General features: G+C 72.1%; 24 protein-coding genes. 17 read left to right on the forward strand and 7 right to left on the reverse strand.

Annotated features, from left to right (window positions below; translation table 11 throughout):
- Positions 1 to 70 precede the first annotated feature (70 nt).
- From mshB to ACWGI6_RS29410, 8 genes are all read left to right on the forward strand, one after another.
- Positions 71 to 1,057, forward strand: a complete 987-nt coding sequence (gene mshB / locus ACWGI6_RS29375) for an N-acetyl-1-D-myo-inositol-2-amino-2-deoxy-alpha-D-glucopyranoside deacetylase (RefSeq protein WP_453270314.1) — start codon at positions 71 to 73, stop codon at positions 1,055 to 1,057.
- Complete coding sequence (locus tag ACWGI6_RS29380; protein WP_453270315.1) at positions 1,054 to 1,569, forward strand: DUF6113 family protein; 516 nt, start codon at positions 1,054 to 1,056, stop codon at positions 1,567 to 1,569. Before mshB ends, ACWGI6_RS29380 begins: the two co-directional genes overlap by 4 nt.
- A 215-nt stretch (positions 1,570 to 1,784) precedes the next feature.
- Positions 1,785 to 3,908 (forward strand): hypothetical protein, encoded by a 2,124-nt coding sequence (locus ACWGI6_RS29385; RefSeq protein ID WP_453270316.1) that lies wholly within the window; start codon positions 1,785 to 1,787, stop codon positions 3,906 to 3,908.
- A 160-nt stretch (positions 3,909 to 4,068) separates the two neighbouring features.
- On the forward strand, positions 4,069 to 5,040 hold the full coding sequence (locus tag ACWGI6_RS29390) for an ABC transporter ATP-binding protein (RefSeq protein WP_453270317.1): 972 nt from the start codon (positions 4,069 to 4,071) through the stop codon (positions 5,038 to 5,040).
- Positions 5,037 to 5,774 (forward strand): ABC transporter permease, encoded by a 738-nt coding sequence (locus ACWGI6_RS29395; RefSeq protein WP_453270318.1) that lies wholly within the window; start codon positions 5,037 to 5,039, stop codon positions 5,772 to 5,774. Before ACWGI6_RS29390 ends, ACWGI6_RS29395 begins: the two co-directional genes overlap by 4 nt.
- 10 nt (positions 5,775 to 5,784) lie before the next feature.
- Complete coding sequence (locus ACWGI6_RS29400; RefSeq protein WP_453270319.1) at positions 5,785 to 7,029, forward strand: sensor histidine kinase; 1,245 nt, start codon at positions 5,785 to 5,787, stop codon at positions 7,027 to 7,029.
- Between the two features lie 252 nt (positions 7,030 to 7,281).
- Positions 7,282 to 7,887 (forward strand): response regulator, encoded by a 606-nt coding sequence (locus tag ACWGI6_RS29405; RefSeq protein WP_393906870.1) that lies wholly within the window; start codon positions 7,282 to 7,284, stop codon positions 7,885 to 7,887.
- Positions 7,888 to 7,977: 90 nt separating this feature from the next.
- Positions 7,978 to 9,105, forward strand: a complete 1,128-nt coding sequence (locus ACWGI6_RS29410; RefSeq protein WP_453270320.1) for a PP2C family protein-serine/threonine phosphatase — start codon at positions 7,978 to 7,980, stop codon at positions 9,103 to 9,105.
- Here the strand turns inward: ACWGI6_RS29410 and ACWGI6_RS29415 are convergent.
- Together ACWGI6_RS29415 and ACWGI6_RS29420 are read right to left on the reverse strand one after the other, a co-directional pair.
- Positions 9,072 to 9,983, reverse strand: coding sequence for a transglutaminase family protein (locus ACWGI6_RS29415; protein ID WP_453270321.1), 912 nt, complete (start codon positions 9,981 to 9,983; stop codon positions 9,072 to 9,074). The two genes, ACWGI6_RS29410 and ACWGI6_RS29415, sit on opposite strands and share 34 nt — an antisense overlap.
- 17 nt (positions 9,984 to 10,000) lie before the next feature.
- Complete coding sequence (locus tag ACWGI6_RS29420) at positions 10,001 to 11,107, reverse strand: GNAT family N-acetyltransferase (RefSeq protein WP_453270322.1); 1,107 nt, start codon at positions 11,105 to 11,107, stop codon at positions 10,001 to 10,003.
- A gap of 140 nt (positions 11,108 to 11,247) precedes the next feature.
- Here ACWGI6_RS29420 and fdxA point away from each other — a divergent pair, with 140 nt between their 5' ends.
- Positions 11,248 to 11,568 (forward strand): ferredoxin, encoded by a 321-nt coding sequence (gene fdxA / locus ACWGI6_RS29425; protein WP_018089397.1) that lies wholly within the window; start codon positions 11,248 to 11,250, stop codon positions 11,566 to 11,568.
- A gap of 178 nt (positions 11,569 to 11,746) precedes the next feature.
- Entirely contained in the window at positions 11,747 to 12,880 is a 1,134-nt protein-coding gene (dapC, locus tag ACWGI6_RS29430; RefSeq protein WP_453270323.1) for a succinyldiaminopimelate transaminase, read from the forward strand.
- 78 nt (positions 12,881 to 12,958) lie between these two features.
- Here dapC and ACWGI6_RS29435 read toward each other — a convergent pair whose 3' ends face one another.
- Together ACWGI6_RS29435 and ACWGI6_RS29440 are read right to left on the reverse strand one after the other, a co-directional pair.
- Positions 12,959 to 13,417, reverse strand: a complete 459-nt coding sequence (locus ACWGI6_RS29435; protein ID WP_393906875.1) for an ATP-binding protein — start codon at positions 13,415 to 13,417, stop codon at positions 12,959 to 12,961.
- 302 nt (positions 13,418 to 13,719) lie between these two features.
- Positions 13,720 to 14,649 carry a heavy metal transporter gene (locus tag ACWGI6_RS29440; protein WP_453270324.1) on the reverse strand — a complete coding sequence of 310 codons (930 nt, stop codon included), beginning with the start codon at positions 14,647 to 14,649 and terminating at the stop codon, positions 13,720 to 13,722.
- A 40-nt stretch (positions 14,650 to 14,689) separates the two neighbouring features.
- Here ACWGI6_RS29440 and dapE point away from each other — a divergent pair, with 40 nt between their 5' ends.
- Together dapE and ACWGI6_RS29450 are read left to right on the forward strand one after the other, a co-directional pair.
- Complete coding sequence (dapE, locus tag ACWGI6_RS29445; protein ID WP_453270325.1) at positions 14,690 to 15,781, forward strand: succinyl-diaminopimelate desuccinylase; 1,092 nt, start codon at positions 14,690 to 14,692, stop codon at positions 15,779 to 15,781.
- Between the two features lie 133 nt (positions 15,782 to 15,914).
- On the forward strand, positions 15,915 to 16,664 hold the full coding sequence (locus tag ACWGI6_RS29450; RefSeq protein ID WP_393906878.1) for an LOG family protein: 750 nt from the start codon (positions 15,915 to 15,917) through the stop codon (positions 16,662 to 16,664).
- Between the two features lie 12 nt (positions 16,665 to 16,676).
- On the opposite strand, the gene folP is transcribed toward ACWGI6_RS29450, so the two are convergent.
- A complete protein-coding gene (gene folP / locus ACWGI6_RS29455; RefSeq protein ID WP_453270326.1) occupies positions 16,677 to 17,576 on the reverse strand; it encodes a dihydropteroate synthase in 900 nt (299 codons plus the stop codon).
- Between the two features lie 92 nt (positions 17,577 to 17,668).
- On the opposite strand from folP, the gene ACWGI6_RS29460 reads away from it, so the two are divergent.
- The gene (locus ACWGI6_RS29460) at positions 17,669 to 18,118 is read left to right on the forward strand and encodes a DivIVA domain-containing protein (RefSeq protein WP_453270327.1); all 450 of its coding nucleotides are present in this window, start codon (positions 17,669 to 17,671) and stop codon (positions 18,116 to 18,118) included.
- Positions 18,115 to 18,720 carry a DNA-3-methyladenine glycosylase I gene (locus ACWGI6_RS29465; RefSeq protein WP_453270328.1) on the forward strand — a complete coding sequence of 202 codons (606 nt, stop codon included), beginning with the start codon at positions 18,115 to 18,117 and terminating at the stop codon, positions 18,718 to 18,720. The genes ACWGI6_RS29460 and ACWGI6_RS29465 overlap by 4 nt, the downstream gene beginning before the upstream one ends.
- Before the next feature lie 75 nt (positions 18,721 to 18,795).
- Here the strand turns inward: ACWGI6_RS29465 and chcB are convergent, their stop codons facing one another.
- Positions 18,796 to 19,596: a 2-cyclohexenylcarbonyl CoA isomerase gene (gene chcB, locus ACWGI6_RS29470; protein WP_393906882.1), complete on the reverse strand. Its 801-nt coding sequence runs from the start codon at positions 19,594 to 19,596 to the stop codon at positions 18,796 to 18,798.
- Between the two features lie 323 nt (positions 19,597 to 19,919).
- Here chcB and ACWGI6_RS29475 point away from each other — a divergent pair, with 323 nt between their 5' ends.
- Complete coding sequence (locus tag ACWGI6_RS29475) at positions 19,920 to 20,087, forward strand: DUF3117 domain-containing protein (protein WP_006603288.1); 168 nt, start codon at positions 19,920 to 19,922, stop codon at positions 20,085 to 20,087.
- 156 nt (positions 20,088 to 20,243) lie between these two features.
- On the opposite strand, the gene ACWGI6_RS29480 is transcribed toward ACWGI6_RS29475, so the two are convergent.
- Positions 20,244 to 20,840, reverse strand: coding sequence for an O-methyltransferase (locus ACWGI6_RS29480; RefSeq protein WP_393906920.1), 597 nt, complete (start codon positions 20,838 to 20,840; stop codon positions 20,244 to 20,246).
- Positions 20,841 to 21,213: 373 nt separating this feature from the next.
- On the opposite strand from ACWGI6_RS29480, the gene sigE reads away from it, so the two are divergent.
- Positions 21,214 to 21,906: an RNA polymerase sigma factor SigE gene (gene sigE / locus ACWGI6_RS29485; protein WP_030085683.1), complete on the forward strand. Its 693-nt coding sequence runs from the start codon at positions 21,214 to 21,216 to the stop codon at positions 21,904 to 21,906.
- The gene (locus ACWGI6_RS29490) at positions 21,903 to 22,850 is read left to right on the forward strand and encodes a zf-HC2 domain-containing protein (protein WP_453270329.1); all 948 of its coding nucleotides are present in this window, start codon (positions 21,903 to 21,905) and stop codon (positions 22,848 to 22,850) included. The genes sigE and ACWGI6_RS29490 overlap by 4 nt, the downstream gene beginning before the upstream one ends.
- The last annotated feature ends 43 nt before the right edge of the window (positions 22,851 to 22,893 follow it).

The following is a 22,893-nucleotide window of genomic DNA, read 5'->3' on the forward strand; positions in this document are numbered from 1 at the left end:
CGGCCCGGCGTACGGGGGGCGGCCGGGATCGCCTGCCGGAGGCGGACCGGGCGGCTCGTAGGCTGTCCGTATGAGCGATCAGCCCGCCGGTTTCCGGCCAGCCCCCTCCGAGGGGGGCGCTTCGCGCCCGGCCCCGTCCCGCCGGCTGCTGCTGGTGCATGCGCACCCCGACGACGAGTCGATCAACAACGGTGTGACCATGGCCAAGTACGCCGCCGAGGGCGCGCAGGTCACCCTCGTGACCTGCACACGCGGGGAGGAGGGCGAGGTCATCCCGCCCGAGCTCGCCCATCTCGCGCCGGACCGCGACGACACCCTCGGCCCGTACCGCGTCGGCGAGCTGGCCGCCGCGATGGAGGCCCTGGGCGTCACGGACCACCGCTTCCTCGGCGGACCGGGCCGCTACCGGGACTCCGGGATGATGGGCGCTGTGCAGAACGAGCGGCCGGACGCCTTCTGGCAGGCTCCGCTCGACGAGGCGGCCGCCGATCTGGTGGCCGTGATCCGCCAGGTCAGGCCACAGGTTCTGGTCACTTATGACCCGAATGGCGGATACGGCCACCCCGATCACATCCAGGCCCACCGGGTGGCCATGCGCGGCGCCGAGCTGGCCGGGCAGGCGGAGTTCCGGCCCGAGCTGGGCAGCGCGTACGCGATCGGGAAGATCTACTGGAACTGCAACCCCCGGTCCGTGGTCGAGGAGGGCTTCGAGCGGCTGCGCGCGGCCGGTCACCGCTTCCCCGGAATCGCCACCGTCGACGAGGTGCCGGGGGTGGTGCCGGACTCCGAGGTCGCGGCGTCCCTCACCGGCGATCCTGCGCACAGGGCCGCGAAGACCGCGGCGATGCGGGCGCACTACACCCAGATCGCGGTCGACGGGCCGTTCTTCGCGCTCTCCAACGACTTGGGTCAGCCGTTGTTCGGCACGGAGCACTATCGGCTGGTGCACGGTGTCCGGGGCGCCGCGGACGGTGCACGCGAGGACGATCTTTTCGCGGGTGTGGGCGAAATGTTGGGTATGGAGGAGAGTGCCCGGATCGAGGAGGCGGCGGAATGAGTGCGGCGAAGAGCGGCGGAAGCGCCGCGGAGGGAAACGGCCCGGCGGCCGCCGGCAAGGGTCAGCGGTCGAGGGCGGGCTCGGGCGGCAGGTCCGGCGGTCCCGTGCCGCCGTCGGCCGGCGCCGCGCTGACCGCGCCGCTGACACCGGGCCGGGTGGGCATATATGTGCTGCTTCTGGTCGCGGGCGTGCTGGTCGCGTTCGCCGGAACCCTGGTGCAAGCGGCCTGGTTCCCCGGCGGGTTGGTGCTGGCGCTGGCCGGTGTCGGCGGCCTCTTCTACGGGGGCGTCCGGGCGACCGGCACCTCGGCGGGCGTGCTGGTGCCCGGCGCGGCCTGGCTGGTGACGGTGTTCCTGCTGCTCAGCAATGTCCGGCCGGAAGGTGACTTCCTCTTCGGTGCGGGGCTCGGTTCGTACATCTTCCTGCTGGGCGGCATTCTGGTCGCTGTGATCTGTGCCACCGCCGCTCAGATGCGTGCTACGGGCGTCCGGTACGGCCGAGTTGGCGGATGACGTGGTCCATACCGGGACGGATGCCGCGCAGGTCGGGGTGAACGGACCGGGTACGGGGGGTTCGCTCGTGGCGGCGGTGTTCGTACGCTCCCCGGGTGCCCGCCCGCGGCGGACAGTATGGTGGTGCGCGCCGTCGCGCCGCCCTGGGGGCACCCCCCGGCCTGTGGCCGGGGATCATCTCTGACGAGCGGCGGAGCCAACCGGGAGAACCTGCTTTGAGTCGTGAATCTGACAGTTCGTCCTCCGGCCCTCAGGGCCGTGGCGGAGCCGCGTACCCCTCAGGGACGCCGCCGTACGGCTCGCCCAGGGGAGATGCCGACGAGGCGCCGGAGCCCGGTGCCACGGCGCGGCCGGAGGAGCCCAAAACCGAGACCACGCTGACGACGCGGATCAAGATCAATATTCCGGGGTCGCGCCCCATCCCGCCGGTCGTCGTGCGCAAGACCGTCGGTGAGGAGTCCGGCATGAACGCATCGGCTGGTTCCGGCGGTTCCGCCGGTTCCCGAGGTACGCCCCGCCCTGCCCGCGGCAGCGAGCGGAACGCGGAGCGTACGGCGAACACCCCCAGGCCCGACGCTCCGGCGGACGAGGCTCCCGCGGGCGGCCAGGCCGAGAAGACCAGCGACTGGTTCGCGCCGCGCAAGCCGCAGGCCGGACCCGGCGGGCAGTCCTCCACCGGGTCCCATGCGATGCCGCCCGCTCCGGGTGGTGCGACGCCGCCGCCCGCTCCGGGTGGTGCCACGCCGCCGCGTGCTCCGTCCGGCGCCAAGCCGCCGCAGCGCCCCGACCTGCCGTACTTCTCCGACAACCCGGCCCCGCAGGACGGCCCGTCGCCGTTCGACGGCGGTGCCCGGCAGGGCGGCGGTGCCCCGCAGGGCGGCGGCTCGCCGTTCGACGGTGGTCCGCGAGGCGGCCCTTCGCCGTTCGACGGTGCGGCCACCGGCGGCGCTTCGCCGTTCGACGCCTCCGCCGGGCCCACCCGTGACCACACCCCGTTCGACGCCCCGGCGGGCGGCCCGAGCGGCCCGACGACCGGGCCGGCGCGCGGCAATTCCGCGCTCAACCTCCCGCCCGGTTTCAGCGACCCCGGCGTCGGCGGCACGCCCCAGATCAGCGACGACACCGCGGAACTCACCCCGCAGCCACCGGCGCCCCTCACCGGGCCGGGCAGCGGCCTCGGTGCCGCCGGTGGTGTCACGGGCGGACCGCCCGACGGTTCGAAGGGCAAGGGCCGCGGCCGGGTGTCCGGTGACACGCTGGTCAGCGGCATCCCGAAGATCCCCGGGGCCGACGGGCCGTCGTCGCCGTTCCCGGCAGCCCCGGCCGAGGGCGGCGAACGGGCCGCCCCGAAGCCGCGGCCCAAGATCCCCGAGCCGATCAACCCGCCCAAGAAGGGCCGCAACAAGCTCGTTCTCCTGGGCGTGGCCGTCGTGGTCCTGGCCGGTGTCGCCTACGGCGCCGGTCTGCTGCTCGACCACGCCGATGTGCCCAACGGCACCACCGCACTGGGTGTGGACATCGGCGGCACCACCAAGGAAGACGCCGTCAAGAAGCTGGAGGCGGCGCTCAAGGGCCGCCGCGCCACACCGCTCAAGCTCACCGTCGACGGCAAGGCCGCGACCCTTGAGCCCGACAAGGCCGGCCTGGACATCGACCCGCAGGCGACGGTTCGCAAGGCGGCCGGCCGGGACTACAACCCGGTCTCCGTCATCGGCTCGCTGTTCGGGGGGACCCGTTCGGCAGAGCCGGAGGTGGTCGTCGACGACGAGAAGCTGCAGATCGCGCTGGAGAACGCCGCGGGGCCCGCAGGCGCCGCCAAGGACGGCGGGATCACGTTCGAGAACGGCAAGGCGGTCCCGCACTACGGCGTGCCCCACAAGGCGATCGATGTGAACGCGTCCAAGAAGAAGGTCACCGACGCCTACCGCAACCGCGCCACGACCGGCACCGACGCACCGGTGGTGCTGGCCGCGAGCACACAGCAGCCGCAGGTCGGCAAGGCCGCGGTGGACAAGGCGCTGAAGCAGTTCGCCAGGCCCGCGATGTCCGGCCTGGTCACGGTCCGTACGGATGCGGCGCACACGGTCTCCTTCAGCCCGCAGAAGTCCATCCCGAAGTTCCTGTCGTTCAAGATCGTCGACGGTGGTCTGGTGCCGTACTACGACCGGCCGGCCCTCAAGGAGCTCTACGGCGACACCTTCAACGGCGTCACGGTGACCAAGGGCGACGGCTCCAAGCACCCGGTCAGCGTCGAGGAGGTGGCGAGCGCGGTCGGCAAGGCGCTGCTCGGCACCGCCCCGGCCGAGCGGGTCCAGACCATCGCCACGAACGGCAACTGACCGCCGCCCGACGCGAAACCGCAGGTAAGAGGCCCCCGCAGGGCGTTTTCTCGGCACCCCCGAGAAGACCCCTAGGGGGCCTCACCCATGACAGATGTCATGGCACAGTGCTTACGGCCGACACTGCCGCGCGCGGTGCGGATCCCGGAAGCTGAGGGGCATGACGACCACAGCGACCACCCAAGCCACCACCGCGCAGGGGGCGGACCGGGCACCCGTGGTCAGCTTCCGGCAGGTCAACAAGAGTTACGGCGCGGTGCGCGCGGTGGCCGACCTGAATCTGGAGCTGGCCCCGGGGGAGACCGTCGCCCTCCTCGGCCCGAACGGCGCGGGCAAGTCCTCGACCCTCGACCTTCTTCTCGGCCTGCGTACCGCCGACTCCGGCAGTGTGACCCTGTTCGGCACGACCCCGCAGCGCGCCATCGAGCAGGGCAAGGTCGGCGCGATGCTGCAGAGCGGCGGCCTGATGGAGGGCGTCAAGGTCAAGGAACTGGTCAAGCTCGCCCGCGATCTGCATCCGCGCGGCTATCCGCTCGACCAGATCCTGGCCACCGCCGGTATCACCGACATCGCCGACCGCATGGTCGACAAGCTCTCCGGCGGCCAGGAGCAGCGGGTGCGCTTCGCCCTCGCCACGGCCGGCGCGGGCGATCTGATCGTGCTGGACGAGCCGACCACCGGCATGGACGTCTCCTCCCGGCAGACCTTCTGGGGCGCGATGCGCCGGCAGGCCCAGCAGGGCCGTACGGTCCTCTTCGCGACGCACTACCTCGAAGAGGCCGACGAGATCGCCGACCGGGTGATCGTGCTGCACCGCGGCCGGGTGCTGGCCGACGGCACCGCGGCCGAGATCAAGGCCAGGGCCGGCGCCCGCCGGGTCACCTTCGAGCTGGACGAGCCGGTCGACCGCGAGGCGCTGCACGGCCTGCCGTCCCTGACCTCACTGGAGGTCTCCGGGCGCACGGTCCGCATCCAGTCCCACGACGCCGATGCCACCGTCCACGCCCTCTACGCCCTCGGCCTCTACCCGCACAATCTCGAAGTCTCCGGCCTCGGCCTGGAACAGGCCTTCATCGCCCTGACCACCGCTTCCGACGCGACCTCCGCCACCGCCGAGGAGGCGGCCCGATGACCACTCTGATCAAGCTGGAGATCATCCGCGCACTGCGCAACAAGAAGTTCATGTTCTTCTCGGTGATCTATCCGCCGGCGCTGTACCTGATCATCGCCGGCGGCGCGGACAGCAAGCCGATCCCCGGCATGAAGCTGGACATGGGGCTCTATTTCATGGTGTCCATGGCGGCATTCGGTGCCATGACCGCCGTGCTGCTGGGCAACAGCGAGCGCATCGCCAAGGAGCGGGAGAAGGGCTGGGTGCGGCAGCTGAGGCTGACGGCCCTGCCCGGACGCGGTTATGTCGCCGCCAAGATCGCCGCCGCCGCGACCGTCAGCCTGCCGTCGATCCTGCTGGTCATGATCGTCGCCGCGGTGGTCAAGGGCGTACGGCTGGAGGCCTGGCAGTGGATCTCCATCGCGGCCGGCACCTGGCTCGGCAGCTTTGTCTTCGCCGCCCTGGGCGTCGCCATCGGCTATCTGGCCACCGGCGACGCGGTCCGTCCGATCTCTATGCTGTTCTACTTCGGACTGGCGTTCCTCGGCGGCCTGTGGATGCCGCTGACGATCCTGCCGCAGTGGGTGCAGAACATCGCCGAGTGGCTGCCGACGCATGCGTACACCGCGCTCGGCACCGCCGTCGAGGCCGGCGGGGCACCGCATGTGAAGGACATCGCCATCCTGGCCGGATATCTGCTGGTCTTCGCCGGCGGTGCGGCCTGGCTCTACCGTAAGGACACCCGGAAGGCGTGAGGAATCGGAGATGACGAGCGAGCCCGAGGACACCCACCCGATCATGATCGGGCAGCCGCCCCGCAACCGCCGCCAGGCGTTCGGCAAGACGATGTGGATCGCCGTCTGGCTGCTGTATCTGGCCGGGCCGGTGGGCCAGCTGCTGCGGGCCGGCGCCTCCACCGCCGAGCGGATCTGGGGTGGCCTGGGGCTCGCGCTCTTCGTTCTCTCCTACTTCGTGGTGGTCTTCCGCCATTTGTTCCGGAAGACCACCGGCCGGTGGATGTACGGCGCGCTGGTCCTGATGCTGGCGTTGTCCACCGTGCTCTCGTGGACGCTGGACTTCTCGTGGCTGGTGCTGTTCATCTTCACCAGCGTGGCCTGCGCCGTGGTGCTGCCCTGGCGGACGACCCGCTGGGCCATCCCGCTGGTGACCGCGGTGCTGCTTGCCGTCGGGGCGCGCTATCCGGAGATCCGCGGCTACTACCTCTTCGCCTACGGTCTGCCCGCGCTGGGCAGCGGCTTCATGATGGTCGGGGTGCAGCATCTGATCCGTACGACCCATGAGCTGCGCGCCGCCCGCCAGGAGGTCGCCCGCCTTGCCGCCAACGACGAGCGGCTGCGGCTCGCCCGCGATCTGCACGACCTCCTCGGCCACTCCCTCTCGCTGATCACGCTCAAGAGCGAGCTGGCCGGCCGGATGCTGCCCGACCGGCCGTCCGACGCCGCCCAGCAGATCGCCGACATCGAGCAGGTCAGCCGGCAGGCGCTGGTCGATGTGCGGGAGGCGGTCACCGGCTACCGCAGACCCCGGCTCGCCGTCGAACTGGCCGGGGGGCAGGCCGCGCTGCGCACGGCGGGAGTCCGAGTCACCGCCGACCCTGCCCTGGAGGGCGAGTACCGCGGCCTCGCGGCGGATGGGGAGAGCGCGCTGGCCTGGGCGCTGCGGGAGGCCGTCACCAACGTCATACGGCACAGCGGCGCCCGCCACTGCGAGCTGCTGCTCACCGAGGAGTGGGCGGCCGACGAGCGCCGCTCGCTGTGCCTGACGGTGCTCGACGACGGCAACGGCCCGCCCCGCGCCCAGCACGACGGCAACGGCCTCAGCGGTCTGCGCGAACGCCTCGCCCTGGCCGACGGCCGCCTGGAAACCGGTCCCGCCCCACGCGGTCGCGGCTTCGCCCTGCGTGCCTACGTCCCCCTGGGCGCAGCCCCGAAGACTGCCGTGATCCCCGCCCCGGAGATACCCCCCGAGCCGGTCAACGACCCGGCGTAGGGGCGCGGCCCGGTCACGGGAGCGGGAGCCCGCCCCGCACCCCTGTCCTGGTAGGGGGGCAGTCGGGCGGACGGGCCCGACGCGGACAGGCGGGCCGGTCGGACGGGCCGACGGGCGGGCCGGCCGCCGGGTGAGCGGACCGACGGGCGGACGGCCGACGGACTCGCGGCCCGGCGGCCCGGCGGCCCGGCGGACCAAAGAGCGCCCACCGGCCCCACCCCCTCCCACCCCGTACGGCTTAAGCTGACCCGCATGATCAGAGTGCTGCTGGCCGAGGACCAGTCGATGGTCCGGGAGGCGCTGGCCGCGCTGCTGTCGTTGGAGGCGGATCTGGAGGTCGTGGCGCAGGCGGCGCGCGGGGACGAGGTGCTCCCGGCGGCGCGGGCCCACGCCGTGGACGTCGCGCTCCTGGACATCGAGATGCCCGGCATCAGCGGACTGGACGCCGCGGCCGCGCTGCGGGACGAGCTGCCCGGCGTGAAGGTCGTCATCCTCACCACCTTCGGCCGGCCCGGTTATCTGCGCCGCGCGATGGAGTGCGGCGCCGATGCCTTTCTGGTCAAGGACGCCCCCGCGGCCCGGCTCGCGGATGCGGTACGGCGCGTACTGCGCGGCGAGCGGGTCATCGACCCGGTGCTGGCGGCGGCCGCGCTCGCCGACGGCGCCAGCCCGCTGACCGAACGCGAGCGGGAGGTGCTGCGGACGGCCGCCGACGGCTCCACCAACGCGGAGATCGCCGACGCCCTGCATCTGTCCCAGGGCACGGTCCGCAACTACCTCTCCATCGCCATCCAGAAGACCGGCGCCCGCAACCGTGCCGAGGCGGTCCGGACGGCCCGCGACAAGGGCTGGCTGTAGGGCCCCGGGGCCCGGACCGCCGACCCCGCCGCAACCAGGGGCCTTGGCCCCTGTGCGGTGCCGGGCGGTGTCCCGCACGCTGGAAGTGTTATGCCGGCCGACCCACCCGCGGAGAGCAACCGCCTCGCTCCCGCGCTGCTGATCGTGGCGATCCTCGTCGTCGCCGTCGTGGACGCGACGACCGGCCCGGAGCTGCACATCTCGGCCTTCTTGGGCATTGCCCCGCTGTACGCCGCGCTGCGCTGCTCGTTGCGGGTGACGTTCCTGGTGGCAGCCGTCTTCGTCGTCTGTCTGACCTACGTCGACATCTTCACGGTGCCCGACTGGGCACCGGCCAGCCGGGTCGTCAGCATCTTCGGCGTCGTCCTGGTCGCCGTCTTCTCCCTGGTGCTGTGCCGCACCCGTCGGCAGCGTGAGCAGCTGCACGCCCGTACGCGCCTGGTGGCCGACACGGTGCAGCGGGCGATGCTGCGCGAGCTGCCGCTCAGCGCGGGGGCGGTCGAGGCGTACGGCTTCTATGTCTCCGCCCAGGAGGGGGCCCGGGTCGGCGGCGACATCTACGAGGCCATCGAGACCCCGTACGGGCTACGGCTGATGATCGGCGACGTGCAGGGCAAGGGCATGCCGGCGATCGGGGCGGGCCTGGAGGTGCTGGCGTCGTTCCGGGAGGCCGCACAGCATCTGGACTCGCTGGAGTCGGTGGCCGAGCGCATGGAACAGGCGCTGACCCGCTACAACACCCGCTCGGTCGAGCAGGGCACCGACGAGCGCTTCGTGACCGCGCTGCTGATGGAGGTGCGCGGCCCGGTCGGCCTGGCAGAGGGCTGGGTGCTGTCCTGCGGCCATATCCCGTACTACCTGGTGCGCGGCGGCACGGTGTACGAGCGCCGGGAGGGCGAGGGCGGACTGCCCCTCGGCCTGGGCACGCTCAGCGGCGAGCCCCGTCACAGCGTCCGGGTCCACCCCGAGCCCGACGACTGGCTCGTGCTGTGCACGGACGGGGTGACCGAGGCACGCGGCAAGGACGGCGAGTTCTACCCGCTGGCCGAACGGCTGGCCGGGTGGACCGACCTGGAGCCCGCCGAACTGGCCCGTACCCTCCGCGCCGACCTGGAACGCTTCACCGACGGCGGGCTCAAGGACGATGCGACCGCGCTGGTCGTCCGCCGCAGCCCCGCCGCCGATCAGTTGAGCATGGCGCGCGCCGCGGCGGCCTGACGCCGTATCGCGGTCGCCCCGGCCGGCTCGACGGCCTCCACCACCCGGGCGTACTCCTCCAGCTCGGCCGCTCCGGCCAGGAACTCGCCGCGCTGGACGAGCAGTTGGGCGCGCTCATGGCGCAGCCGCGCCGGATGGCTGGGCAGCAGCAGCGACAGCTCCAGCGCCCACAGCTGCACCGCGCTGTGCTCCGGGCGCGCCTGTGCCCAGGCCCGGATGTTGTTGAGCACCCGCAGCACGATCTCCAGCGGATCGGCGGGCGTCATCATCCGCTCGCTCAGCGGCTCACCGGTCGCGCCCGCGACCAGCAGCCCCGCGTCCTCGTCGCTGAGCGGCCGCCCGCCCGCGAACGGATCGACCAGCGCATGCGCGCCGGCCGGATCGCCGAAGCCGACGACGAAGTGACCCGGCAGGGCCACCCCGTAGACGGGTGCGCCGGCCCGCCGCGCCACCTCCATCCACACCACCGACAGCAGGATCGGCAGCCCCCGGCGCCGCCGCAGCACCTCGTGCAGCAGCGACGACTCCAGCCGCCGGTAGTCGGCGGGTGAGCCGCCGAAGCCGCACCGGGTGCCGAGCAGCTCGGCCAGATTGCGGGCCCAGGCGCCGGGGCCGCTGTCGGAGGGGCGGCGCGCAGCGCTTCCGGCCGGGGCGGTGGGCGGGCGACGGTCGGGCGAGAACGGGAGCAGCCCGGCCAGCCGGTCCAGCTCGATCTGGGCCGCGTCGAGACCTGCCTCGTCCAGCGCGGGATCGGCCTCGGCGCCGATCAGCAGACACAGCAGCGCCAGATCGGGACGCTCGGCGCGCGCGGCCTCGGCGAACTGCTGCCGCCGCGCGGCGCGGGCGTCGTCCGGCTCCGGCTCGGGCTCGTGGGGCATAGGAGAGGGACCCCCGTTCAGTGCCGGCCGCCGCCCGGCCGGGCACGTCGGTAGTGGTAGCCGTGGTGGTCGGTGAAGCCGAGCCGGTCGTAGAACGCGAGGGCGCCGGTGTTGTCCGCCTCGACCTGGAGATACGCGGCCGAGGCACCCTCCGCCAGGGCCCGCTCGGCGAGCGCCGCCATCACCAGCGTGGCCAGCCCCTGACGCCGTGCGGCCGGGGCTACCTCGACCGCGGCGAAGCCCGCCCAGCGCCCGTCGACGACCAGCCGTCCGATCGCCGCCGTCCCGCCGTCCGGGTCGTGCACCGTCGCGAACCACACCGAGGGCCCGCCGGTCAGCACCTTCCGGGCGTTTTGTGCGGCCTCGTCGTTCCGGTCGGCCTCGCCGGTCCGGTTGTACAGCGCCAGCCAGTCCGCGTCCGGCTCCCGGGACAACGCGACGCGGGTGGGGGCACCCCCGGCGGAGCCAGGGGGAGTGTCCGCACCGGCGTCGGCGAGCGGCGCCAGCGCCGCGATCCGGACCCGGGTGTGCCGCTCGTCGGCCCAGCCACGCCCCGCCAGCGCCGCGGCCAGTTCCTCATCGGTGTCCGCCCGCCCGGTGGCGACCACGATCACCGCCGGCAGCCCGCGCGCGTCATACCACTGGCCGATCCGCTCCAGCGCCGTGTCCAAGGGGACGCCGGGGTCGCCGAGCGGCAGTACGGAGTTGGCGCGGCGGGTGAAACCCCCCGAGGCCCGCATCGTCCACTCCCCGAGACGTTCCGTCTCAAGAGCGGGCCAGCCGCGGGCCGCGACCTGCTGGAGCTCACGGGCGGTGGCCGCGGGGCCCCTCCGGCGGACCGGTTCCGTCGAGGAGGGGGGCGAAACTCCGTGAGGGGTGGCGGCCGGGCGACGGGCGGGCACGACCTTGGCCGCCACCAGCGACGACTCCTCGATCCTGACGCACTCGCCGTTGCGCCGTGTGATGCTCAGCACACCTTCATCCCAGGATGTGAGAACTCCGACCGCGTCCGTGAACGTCGGCTCTCCCGCCCCACCCCCGGTCAGGCGCCGGACGGATACCCTTTTGCCCACGTCAGCACGGGTGATACGGACCTCCGCGTGGCCGCCGGCCAGGAATTCCATCGCTCAAACCGCCCCTCTTGTTCGTCTCGCGCCCGGGAACGGAGATACTAGATGGCGGGCATCGACGACGCCGCGCTCCCGCGCGCCCAGCGGCGGTACTGCCAATCGGTCCGCCGGCCCTACCGAGGAGGAACGACAGCGTGACCTACGTCATCGCGCAGCCTTGTGTCGACGTCAAGGACAAGGCGTGCATCGAGGAGTGCCCGGTCGACTGCATCTACGAGGGCTCCCGGTCCTTGTACATCCACCCGGACGAATGCGTCGACTGTGGTGCCTGTGAGCCGGTCTGCCCGGTCGAGGCGATCTTCTACGAGGACGACACCCCGGAGGAGTGGAAGGACTACTACAAGGCGAATGTGGAGTTCTTCGACGAGCTCGGCTCGCCCGGTGGCGCCAGCAAGCTCGGCCTGATCGAGCGTGACCACCCCTTCATCGCGGCACTGCCGCCGCAGAACCAGTAACGAGGCGAGGACCAAGGGGGAGCTGCCCGCTCCCCCGCGCCTCCGATGTCGTCGGGGGCACCTCCCGGTGTGAGCCGGGGGAGGTCGCACGGCGCCGCCCGGTCCCGTACGGCCAGCTCGCCGTACGGGACCGGCGCGTTGTGCGCCGGCGCCCGGGACCACTGAGAAAGAGAGCACCGTGGGCGCAGCATCGTCCTCCCAGCCCGTCTCCCCCCGCGCGTCGCTCCGCGACCGCCTGCCGGCCTTCCCCTGGGACCGGCTGGAGCCGTACAAGACCACCGCCGCCGCACACGCCGACGGCATCGTCGACCTGTCCGTCGGCACCCCGGTCGACCCGGTCCCCGCGCTGGTCCAGCAGGCGCTGACCGCCGCGGCCGACAGCCCCGGCTATCCGACGGTGTGGGGGACGGCCGCACTGCGGGACGCGCTCACCGGCTGGGCGGCCGACCGCCTCGGAGCCCGGGGTCTGGAGCACACCAATGTGCTGCCCGTCGTCGGCTCCAAGGAGCTGGTGGCCTGGCTGCCGACCCAACTGGGGCTGGGCCCCGGGGACAAGGTCGCCTACCCGCGCCTGGCCTACCCGACGTACGAGGTCGGCGCCCGTCTGGCCGGCGCCGAGCCGGTCGTCTACGACGAGCCCTGGGAACTGGACCCCAGTGGCCTGAAGCTGCTCTGGCTGAACTCGCCGTCCAACCCGACCGGCCGGGTGCTGAGCGCCGACGAGCTGCGCCGCGCCGTCACCTGGGCGCGTGAGCACGACGTGCTGGTCTTCAGCGACGAGTGCTACCTGGAGCTGGGCTGGGAGGCCGACCCGGTCTCCGTGCTGCACCCGGACATCTGCGGCGGCTCCCACGACGGCATCGTCGCCGTCCACTCCCTCTCCAAGCGCTCCAACCTCGCCGGCTACCGCTCCGCCTTCCTCGTCGGCGACGCCGCGGTCCTCGGCAACCTGCTGCAGATCCGCAAGCACGGCGGCATGATGATCGCGGCGCCCGTGCAGGCCGCCACCGTCGTGGCGCTGGGCGACACCGCGCACGTCGCCGAGCAGCGCGAGCGCTACGCCCGCCGCCGCGCCGCGCTGCGTGGCGCCTTCGAGTCCGCGGGCTTCCGCATCGAGCACAGCGAGGCCTCGCTCTACCTCTGGGCGACCCGCGACGAGCCTTGCTGGGACACCGTCGGCGATCTTGCCAAGCGCGGCATCCTCGTCGCCCCCGGCGAGTTCTACGGCGCAGCGGGGGAGCGGTTCGTACGGATCGCCTTCACCGCCACCGACGAGCGGGTGGCCGCCGCGGTACGCCGGCTGGCGGAGTGAGCCGCATCCGACCACGCGCAGGGGCCCGGGGAGAGTGAACTCCCCGGGCCCCTGCGCGTCCTACGGGCGGACGGCCGGTCAGTGGCCGCCGAGCGGCAGACCACCGAGCAGGCCCTGAGCCGGCGCCAGCAGGCCCTTGGGCGACCCGACCAGGCCGTTGGCCACGTCGAGCGGCAGCGAGTGGGTCGAGACGCCCTTCTTGGCGATCGGGCGGACCACGGCCTCGGCCTTGTCAGCGGCGCCCTGGGTGACCGGCATGGCCTTCTTCACGACCGGACCGGCGGTCTCGACGAGCGCCGGGGCGAGCTTCGTCGCCGCCTTGCTGCCGGCCTCGTTCACCAGGCCGACGCCGTGGCGCGCGGTGTGGTCGAGGGTGTCGCTGGTGTTCTGGGAGTCCAGGGGCGCCGTCAGCCCGCCGAGTGTCTTGGCGGGCAGCTCCGCGGCGCTCGCGGAGCCGGCCGCAGCGACCACGGGAGCGGCACCCGCTGCAACGAGCAGGGCGACTCGGGCGATCCGACGCGTAACGGGGAGGGACATGGTGCTCCTTTTACGGAGAAGGACTCGTACTTCTGACAGATGTGCCATGTCCGCCTGGCGGACGCACTGACTACCGCGTCAGAACCCCGAAGGTTGCGGTGAACTCCGGTAAAGAGTTGGTAACGCGTCACATAATCGGCCCTGGATAAAGAAGGGCAATATGCGCACGCCCCGGTGGGCTGCGGAAACGTCACAGCCCTTTGCGTGCAAGGGAATTGGCGGAGCGAACAAACCCGTCCGGGCCAACTCCCGTATGCCTGGAGGGAATTGCCGTACGTGCCCCTTTCGAGGGACCCGGCAAACTATTGCTCGGTGATGATACGAACGTCGCGCGAGGCCGCCGCGGAAGCGGCCTGCTTGTGCTGCCAGCCCTTCCCCGAATCGGCCGCCGCCCACGTCCGGCCGGCGTAAGAGATCTGTTCGATGTGCAGCTCGGCGGAGTGCGCCATCGCCCAGGTCGCCAGCTCCCAGCCGCGCCGCTGGGTATCGCCGGCGGCCACCGAACCGGCTGCCCGCACCGGTATCGTCACGCCGCGCCCGTCACCCGCCGTGCGGCCGCCGGTGCCGCCCGTCCGCGGCAGCACCTGGGAGCCGAACTCCCGCAGCAGCTTCTCCCGCACCTTCGCGGCGCCGCCCGCCCTGCTGTCCACCGGGCGGCTCTCGGTGCAGGTCATCGCGCCCTGGTCGCGTCCCGTGAGCGCCCCGGTCAACTGCGCGGCGTTCGCCTCGTGTTTGGCGTAGGCCTGCGGATAGCCGCTGTGCTGCACCTTCTGCGCGGCGACGGTCAGCGGCAGCCGGGAGTAGCCGGGCACGTTCGCCAGATGCCGGTAGAACTCCCCGGCCGAGTAGACGGGATCCATGATCTTCTGCAGGGTGCCCCAGTCCTGCGACGGCCGCTGCTGGAAGAGCCCGACCGAATCCCGGTCACCGAAGTCGATGTTGCGCAGCCCCGACTCCTGCATCGCGGTCGCCAGCGCGATGGTCACCGCCCGCTCCGGCAGCCCGCGCGAGGACGCCACGGCAGCGATCGTCGCGGCGTTCGAGGCCTGCTCGGGGGAGAGCTCGTAGGACTTGGCGTCGCCCTCGGCGCGCACCGTGCAGCGCGGCGCCCCCGGGCCACCGGTGACGTACTGCACCACGAGATAGACGGCCAGCCCGATCAGTACGGAGACGGCCGCGGCGATACGCCACAGGCGGGTGCGGCGGACGGAGGCTGAGGGCTGGGCGGACACGGGCCCACCGTACTGGAGTGCTGCCGATAGGGTCGGATCCATGGAGCGCCGCACAGACCACCCCGCCCTCGACCTGTCGCTCGACGCCGCCGCGCTCACCGCGCAGCTCGTCGACTTCCCTTCCGAGAGCGGCAACGAGAAGGACCTCGCCGACGCCGTCGAGCACGCCCTGCGCGCGCTCCCGCACCTGACCGTCGACCGCCACGGCAACAACGTCGTGGCCCGCACCCACCTGGGCCGCGACGAGCGGGTGGTGCTCGCCGGACACCTGGACACCGTGCCGATCGCCGGTAACGTCCCCTCCCGGCTGGACGAGAACGGCGTCCTGTGGGGCTGCGGCACCTGCGACATGAAGTCCGGTGTCGCCGTACAGCTGCGGTTGGCCGCCACGGTTCCGGCGCCCAACCGCGACCTGACCTTCGTCTTCTACGACCAGGAAGAGGTCGCGGCGCACCTCAACGGGCTCGGCCATGTCGCCGACGCGCACCCCGACTGGCTCGCCGGCGACTTCGCCGTCCTCCTGGAGCCCTCCGACGGCCAGGTGGAGGGCGGCTGCCAGGGCACCCTCCGGGTCCTCCTGCGCACCACCGGTGAGCGCGCGCACTCCGCCCGCAGCTGGATGGGCGCCAACGCGATCCACGGCGCCGCCCCGATCCTGGCGAAGCTCGCGGCCTACGCACCGCGCCGCCCGGTCATCGACGGCCTCGAATACCGCGAGGGCCTCAATGCCGTACGCATCGAGGGCGGCGTCGCCAACAACGTCATCCCGGACAGCTGCACGGTCACCGTGAACTTCCGCTACGCGCCGGACCGCACGCCCGACGAGGCGCTGGCCCACGTGCGCGAGGTCTTCGCGGACTGCCCGGTGGACGAATTCGTCGTCGATGACCACTCGCCGGGCGCGCTGCCCGGTCTGTCCCACCCGGCGGCCAAGGCCTTCATGGAGTCCGTGGGCGGCAGTGCGATGCCCAAGTTCGGCTGGACCGATGTCTCGCGTTTCAGCGCCCTGGGTGTCCCGGCCGTCAACTACGGCCCCGGTTACTCGCTGCTGGCGCACAAGAAGGACGAGCGGGTCGAGGTCGACCGCATCCTCCACTGCGAGGAGCGGCTGCGCGCCTGGCTGACCGCCTGAGGCCGCCTGACGGTCCGTGGCCGTCCAGGGGACCGGCCGCCGACCGCACGCATACCCACCGAATTCCCCTGGGCTTCACGTCCACGGATCTACGCTGAAACGGCAAACGATCTGCCAGCGGAGGGAGCACGACATGGCCAGTCCCGAGGGAGCACCGGTCCCCGAGGAGCAGCGGCTGGGTCCCGTACTGCGCCGCCAGGACCAGGTGCGGACCGGCACCACGGACCAGCGCCTGCTGGACTCCGAAGGCCCCTCCGAGTGGGTGCACACCGATCCCTGGCGCGTGATGCGCATCCAGTCGGAGTTCGTCGAGGGCTTCGGCGCGCTGGCCGAGCTGGGCCCGGCCGTCAGCGTCTTCGGCTCGGCCCGTACGCCGCGTGACTCCAAGGAGTACGACGCCGGCGTACGGATCGGCCAGGCCCTGGTCGACGCCGGTTTCGCGGTGATCACCGGCGGTGGCCCCGGCGCCATGGAGGCCGCCAACAAGGGCGCCAACGAGGCCGGTGGCACCTCCGTCGGGCTGGGCATCGAGCTGCCCTTCGAGCAGGGCATGAACGAGTATGTGAACCTCGGCGTCGACTTCCGCTACTTCTTCGTCCGCAAGACGTGTTTTGTGAAGTACGCCCGGGGATTCGTGGTGCTCCCCGGCGGGCTCGGCACCCTCGACGAGCTCTTCGAGGCGCTCACCCTCGTCCAGACCCGTAAGGTCACCCGCTTCCCGATCGTGCTGTTCGGCACGGCCTACTGGAGCGGACTGGTCGACTGGCTGCGCGACACCCTCATCGCCGAGGGCAAGGCGTCGATGCACGATCTGGAGCTCTTCCACCTCAGCGACGACGTGGACGAAGCGATCGCGCTGGTGACCAAGGAGGTCGGGATCTGAGGCCCGGATTCCTCAGGCCAGTCCCCGGCGGGCGACCGCCGGGGGCCGGTGGCCGGCGATCGAGGCCACCATGTCCAGCACCTGCCGGGTCTCGGCGACCTCGTGGACCCGGTAGACCCGGGCGCCCAGCCAGGCCGAGACGGCGGTGGTCGCGAGAGTGCCGAGCACCCGTTCCTTGACCGGCCTGTCGAGCGTCTCGCCGACGAAGTCCTTGTTGGACAGCGAGACCAGCACCGGCAAGGGGGTATCCCCTGCTCGAGCGAAGCCGAGAGCTTGGGGAACGGTCCGGGTCAGCTCGCCCAGCCGACGGGTCGCCTCCAGGCTGTGCCGGGTGTTCTTCCCGAAGTCGTGCCCCGGGTCGATCATGATCGCGTCCCGCCGGACGCCCAGCTCCACGGCCCGCTCCGCCAGTCCGAGCGTCACCCGCAGAATGTCCGCCACCACATCGTCGTACGTCACCCGGTGCGGGCGGGTACGCGGCTCGGCGCCGCCCGCGTGCGTGCACACCAGGCCCACGTCATAGCGCGCCGCGACCTCCGCGAGCCGCGGATCGACCCCGCCCCAGGCGTCGTTGAGCAGATCCGCGCCGGCCTCGCAGACCGCCTCGCCGACCTCGTGGCGCCAGGTGTCGACGCTGATCACCACGTCGGGGAAGCGCTTGCGGACCTCGGCCACGAACCCGACCGTGCGGCGGGCCTCCTCCTCGGCGCTCACCTCTTCGCCGGGGCCGGCCTTGACGCCGCCGATGTCGATGATCGCGGCACCGTCGGCCACCGCCTGTTCCACCCGGGCCAGCGCGGGCTCGTCACGGAACGTGGCGCCCTGGTCGTAGAACGAGTCCGGCGTCCTGTTGACGATCGCCATGATTACCGGCTCGTGCGCCCCGAACTCGCGATTCCCCAGCCGCAGCATTCCCTGACTCCCTCTCCATGGTCCGGGAGCGACCCTAACTGTCACACCCGCATGGCACGATCAGTGCAGGCACATAGTCCGGGGAGTTGGTCGTGTTCTGGTTCTTGCTGATCGCGATGGTCGTGGTGGTGGCCGCCGTCACCCTCGTGGTCGTCGGCGGTGGTGACGGCGGCGGGCTGCGGGATTCCGAGCCGGACCGGCTGTACGATCCGCTGCCGCAGGACCGCCCGGTGGTCCGCGTCGATGTGGAGGCCGTCCGTCTCCCGGTGACCGTCCGTGGCTACCGGATGAACGAGGTCGACGACGTACTGGACCGCCTGGGCGCCGAGCTGGCCGAGCGCGACGCCCGGATCGCCGAGCTGGAGGCGGCGCTGGCCGGTGCGCATGCGTCCGCCATGGGCGGCCCGGGGCTGATACAGGACGGCCCGCCCGTACTCGGGCCGGTGAAGGACGTAACGCCCGAGCGCGGGCCCGGCGACCGGGAGCCCCCCGAGACCCCCGGAGCACCCGGCACCACCCCGGAAGGCGGGGATCAGGCATGAGCGGCGTGGTGACGGAACCGGACGGCATCCCGCGCTGCCCGTGGGGGATGCAGTCGGCGCAGATGGCCGACTACCGCGCCTATCACGACACCGAGTGGGGTCTGCCGGTCCACGGCGACGACGCCCTCTTCGAGCGGATGAGCCTGGAGGCATTCCAGTCCGGGCTCTCCTGGATCACGATCCTGCGGCGCCGCCCCGGCTTCCGCACCGCGTTCGCCGGCTTCGGGATCGCCGAGGTGGCGCGGTTCACGGACGCGGACGCCGAGCGGCTGCTCGCCGACCCGGGCATCATCCGCAACCGCGCCAAGATCGCCGCGACGATCAACAACGCCCAGGTCGCCGCCGAGCTGGCCGCGGGTGAGCTGGACGACCTGATCTGGTCCTACGCCCCCGACCGGGCCGGCCGGCCGGTGCCGCGGACGCTGAGCGATCTGCAGCCGGTGACCCCGGAGTCGACGGCGCTCGCCAAGGACCTCAAGAAGCGCGGCTTCCGCTTCGTCGGCCCGACCACCGCCTACGCGATGATGCAGGCATGCGGCCTGGTCAACGACCATCTGGCGGACTGCCATGCCCGCCAGGCCGTGGAAGCGGCGGCCGGCTGACCCGGACCGGGCGGCGGGGGCCGCCGGGCGGCAGGTGCGGGTCACCGGCCGGGAGGTGCGGGTCAGCGGGACCGGTCAGCGGCCCAGGAAGACCGGCTTCTGCTTCTTCACGAACGCCTCGACCGCGATCTGGTGGTCCTCCGACGCCCCGGCCCGGCCCTGCAGCTCGTCCTCCTTGCCGAGGGTCTCGGCGAGCGAGTGCCCCGCCCCGTAGGCCAGTGACTCCTTGATCGCGGCATACGCGGCGGTCGGGCCCTGGGCCAGCCGGCGGGCAACGGCCGCAGCCTCCCCGGCCAGTTGGTCGGCCGGGACCACCTTGTTGGCCATGCCCAGGTCGTAGGCCTCCTGGGCGCTGACGTTGCGCGGGAAGAGCAGCAGATCGGCGGCCCTGCCGTGCCCGATCAGCCGGGGCAGCGTCCAGGACACCCCGGAGTCGGCGGTCAGCGCGACGCCGGCGAAGGAGGTGTTGAAGGACGCGGAGTCGGCGACCACGCGGTAGTCGGCGGCCAGCGCAAAGCCCGCACCGGCGCCCGCGGCGACCCCGTTGACGCCCGCGACGACGGGCTTGGGCATCTCGGTCAGCGCCGTCACGATGGGGTTGTAGTGCTCACGCACGGTGTTCATGGTGCCGCCGGAGCCGGTGGCCCGGTCCTCGGCCAGCAGGCCGATGTGCTCCTTGAGGTCCTGCCCGACGCAGAAGGCGCGCCCGGTGGCGGTCAGCAGAACGGCGCGTACGGCCGGATCGGCGGCGGCCTCCTTCAGGGTGTCCCGCAGCAGGACCTTCGCCTCGGTATTCATCGCGTTCATCGCGTCGGGGCGGTTGAGAGTGATCGTCGCCAGTCCGTCGGTCACGTCATAGAGCACGGTGTCGGCCATAGTGGGAGTCCCCTCCGTCGCGGCTCGGACTGCTCGGCAGCGGCAGTCAGCGCTCAGGATGCCGGAGATCATCGGGCCTCGGCATGTGACGTACATCAAAGATTGCGGGCGCGTCGGAGGTCGGCGGGCGGAGAAGTATTACAGCCACCTCACCGAATTGAGGGGGTTTGCGGGAGCGCGTTGCTGAAGGGATGCTGCCCGATGTTGGTCATCGGGTCGTTCGATGCGGGATAATGGCCTGGAAGCAATGTGTTCGATGCCGGTGACACGTGCCTATTCGGGCCGTCGGCTGAGATGAGCTGGTTTCAGGAAGGGGAACGAGCATGGCGGCCATGAAGCCGCGGACGGGCGACGGCCCGCTCGAGGTGACCAAGGAGGGGCGGGGCATCGTCATGCGCGTTCCGCTCGAAGGCGGCGGGCGGCTCGTCGTCGAGCTGACCCCCGACGAGGCCAAGGCGCTGGGTGAGGCCCTGGACAAGGTCACCGTCTGACAAGGGCGGCGCAACCGGCGGTTTCCCGGGGCTGACCCCGGTATCCCCAGCCGAATTACCCCGGCCCCGGCATGTGGCGCGCAGTTAAGGCGCGCCACATGCCGGGGCCGTTTCATGTTCTGGGGCCGGGACGGGACAGCCCGCTTGCCGGGCCGGTCAGCCGCGCTTGACCGCGCAGAGCAGTCCGTCGCCGACCGGCAGCAGGGCCGGCACCAGCGTGGTGCTCTCCCGGATGGCCCGCAGCAGTTCCCGCAGCCGCAGTACCTCGGCGGGCTGCAGTGCCGAGTCGACCGTACGGCCGTCGGCGAAGACGCCCTCGAAGCAGATCAGGCCGCCGGGGCGCAGCAGACGCAACGATTCAGCGAGGTACTCCAGGCACTCCATGAGGTCGCCGTCGCAGAACACGAGGTCGTAGCCGCCGTCCGCGAGACGGGGGAGTACGTCCAGGGCACGGCCGGGAATGAAGCGGGCGCGGTTCCCGGCGAAGCCGGCCGCACGGAACGCCTGCTTGGCGAACGTCTGCCGCTCCGGTTCGAGATCCACGGTGGTCAGCACCCCGTCGGGCCGCATGCCGTGCAGGAGGTAGATGCCCGACACGCCCGTGCCGGTGCCGATCTCGGCGACCGCTTTGGCGTCCGCGGTGGCCGCGAGCAGGCGCAGGGCCGCGCCGGTGCCGGTCGTCACCGTACGGATGCCGGCTTCCCGTGCGCAGTCACGGGACCACCGCAGGGCGGCCTCGGCGCTGTCGTCGATGGTCCCGGCGCCGTACGCCTCGGCGAATGCCAAGCTCGTCTGCCGGTTGCCGGTAATGGCCCTCTCCTGTCCCCGTAGTTGACGCAACCGTGACTGTATCCGCTGCGTGCGGGAACCCGCAGATGGGACCGCGCGTTATGGAGAGGTAGGGGGATGACGGGGGGACGCACCGGTGAAGACCGCGCGAGACACGAAGCAAGACCAGAAGCAGGACCAAATGCAGGTCAAAACTCCTTATCCGGAGCTAACGGGCGAGGTGGATATGGTAGGGGCTCTACTGGACACCACCAGAGCCACCAGGGGAGGTGCGGCTGCGGCGGGTGACCGAGGGGTGCTGAGGCGCTTGAAAAGGTCATACGCCGAGCCGAAATCCGTGACAAACACTGCTGACCGTTCCCGCCCCCATGGCCCGAAGGGCATGGGAGGGGCCCCCGTCGCCGACTCCGCAACCACCGCGACCTTTGCCGCAGACGCGGATGCGCAGGCGTGGACTCCGCCCAGCTGGGAGGAGATCGTCAGCACCCACAGTGCACGGGTCTACCGCCTTGCCTATCGCCTCACCGGCAATCAACACGACGCCGAGGACCTCACCCAGGAGGTGTTCGTCCGCGTCTTCCGCTCGCTGTCGACGTACACCCCCGGCACCTTCGAGGGCTGGCTGCACCGGATCACCACCAACCTCTTCCTGGACATGGTCCGCCGTCGTCAGCGCATCCGCTTCGATGCGCTCGGTGACGATGCCGCCGAGCGGCTCCCCAGTCGCGAGCCCTCGCCGCAGCAGCACTTCAACGACACCCACTTCGACGCCGATGTGCAGCAGGCGCTGGACACCCTTGCGCCCGAGTTCCGTGCCGCCGTCGTCCTGTGCGACATCGAGGGCCTGTCGTACGAGGAGATCGCCGCGACGCTCGGTGTCAAGCTCGGTACGGTCCGCAGCCGGATCCACCGCGGCCGTTCCCATCTGCGCAAGGCCCTCAAGCACCGCGCGCCGGCCACCCGTGCCGAAGAACGTGAGCAGCGGCGGTCGCTGGCCGTGGTGCCCACGGGGGAGGTCGGAATCGCGTGAGCGGCAGTGGCGGTCCGTCCCCCGCCGAGCAGCATCTCGGCGACCGCCTCGCGGCCCTGGTCGACGGCGAGTTGGGGCATGACGCACGCGAGCGGGTGCTCGCGCATCTTGCGACATGCGGACGGTGCAAGGCAGAGGCCGACGCTCAGCGTCGGCTGAAAAGCGTATTCGCCGAGACGGCACCCCCCGGTCCCTCCGAGGGACTGCTGGCACGACTGCAGCAGCTGCCCGGTGGCGACCTCGGCGGTCCCGGCAGCCGGCTCGGCAACGGCAGCTTCGGACGCGGCGACTTCGCCCGCGGCGGCGGCGCGTTCGGCTACGTCCCCTCCGACGGCCACTCCGGCCATGCCATGGCAGCGATTCCCCCGCAGCCCCGCGGGCGCGGTTTCCGTGTGCAGGAGAGTGACCGGCCCGCACAGCGGCGTCGGTTCGCCTTCGCGGCGGCCGGTGCGGTCTCCCTCGCGGCGTTCGCACTGGGTGGCGCCCTCCCGCTGGAGGCGGCCGTCGATCTGCCCGGCGGACGCGTCGACGGCGGCGGCACGGCCGTCACCCCGCTCAGCGTCAGCCCGGCGGCCGACGGCAAGGCGCTCCTGCGCGGAGAGGAATTTCCCGCCAAGAATTCCCGGTCCGGTGCCTGGCAGCCGTCCGGCGGGCCGACCATGGCCCCGGCCCCCAGCGCCATGACCCTGTACGGCCCCACCGCGGCGCCCTCCTCCTCGCAGTCCTCGGCGGCATCGCCCGCCCCGGCCGGACGCTTCGGCCTGTCGCCGCTGATAGCCGCGACCGGTCCGGCATCGGCGTACCACCTCGCGCCGCTGGCCTCCGCTACCGGCAACACCCCCGTGCGGAAGAGCCCGCCCCTGGAGCCGATGCGCCCGCTGAGGGGTTCCCTGGCGGCAGCAGCGGCCCCCTCCGCCCCTGGCTCAACCACCGCCCAGCGCTGACCGTCCCCTGCGCGGCCCCGCGCGGAACTGGTTGAATCGCTGT

The organism is Streptomyces sp. NPDC054786, assembly GCF_053611685.1.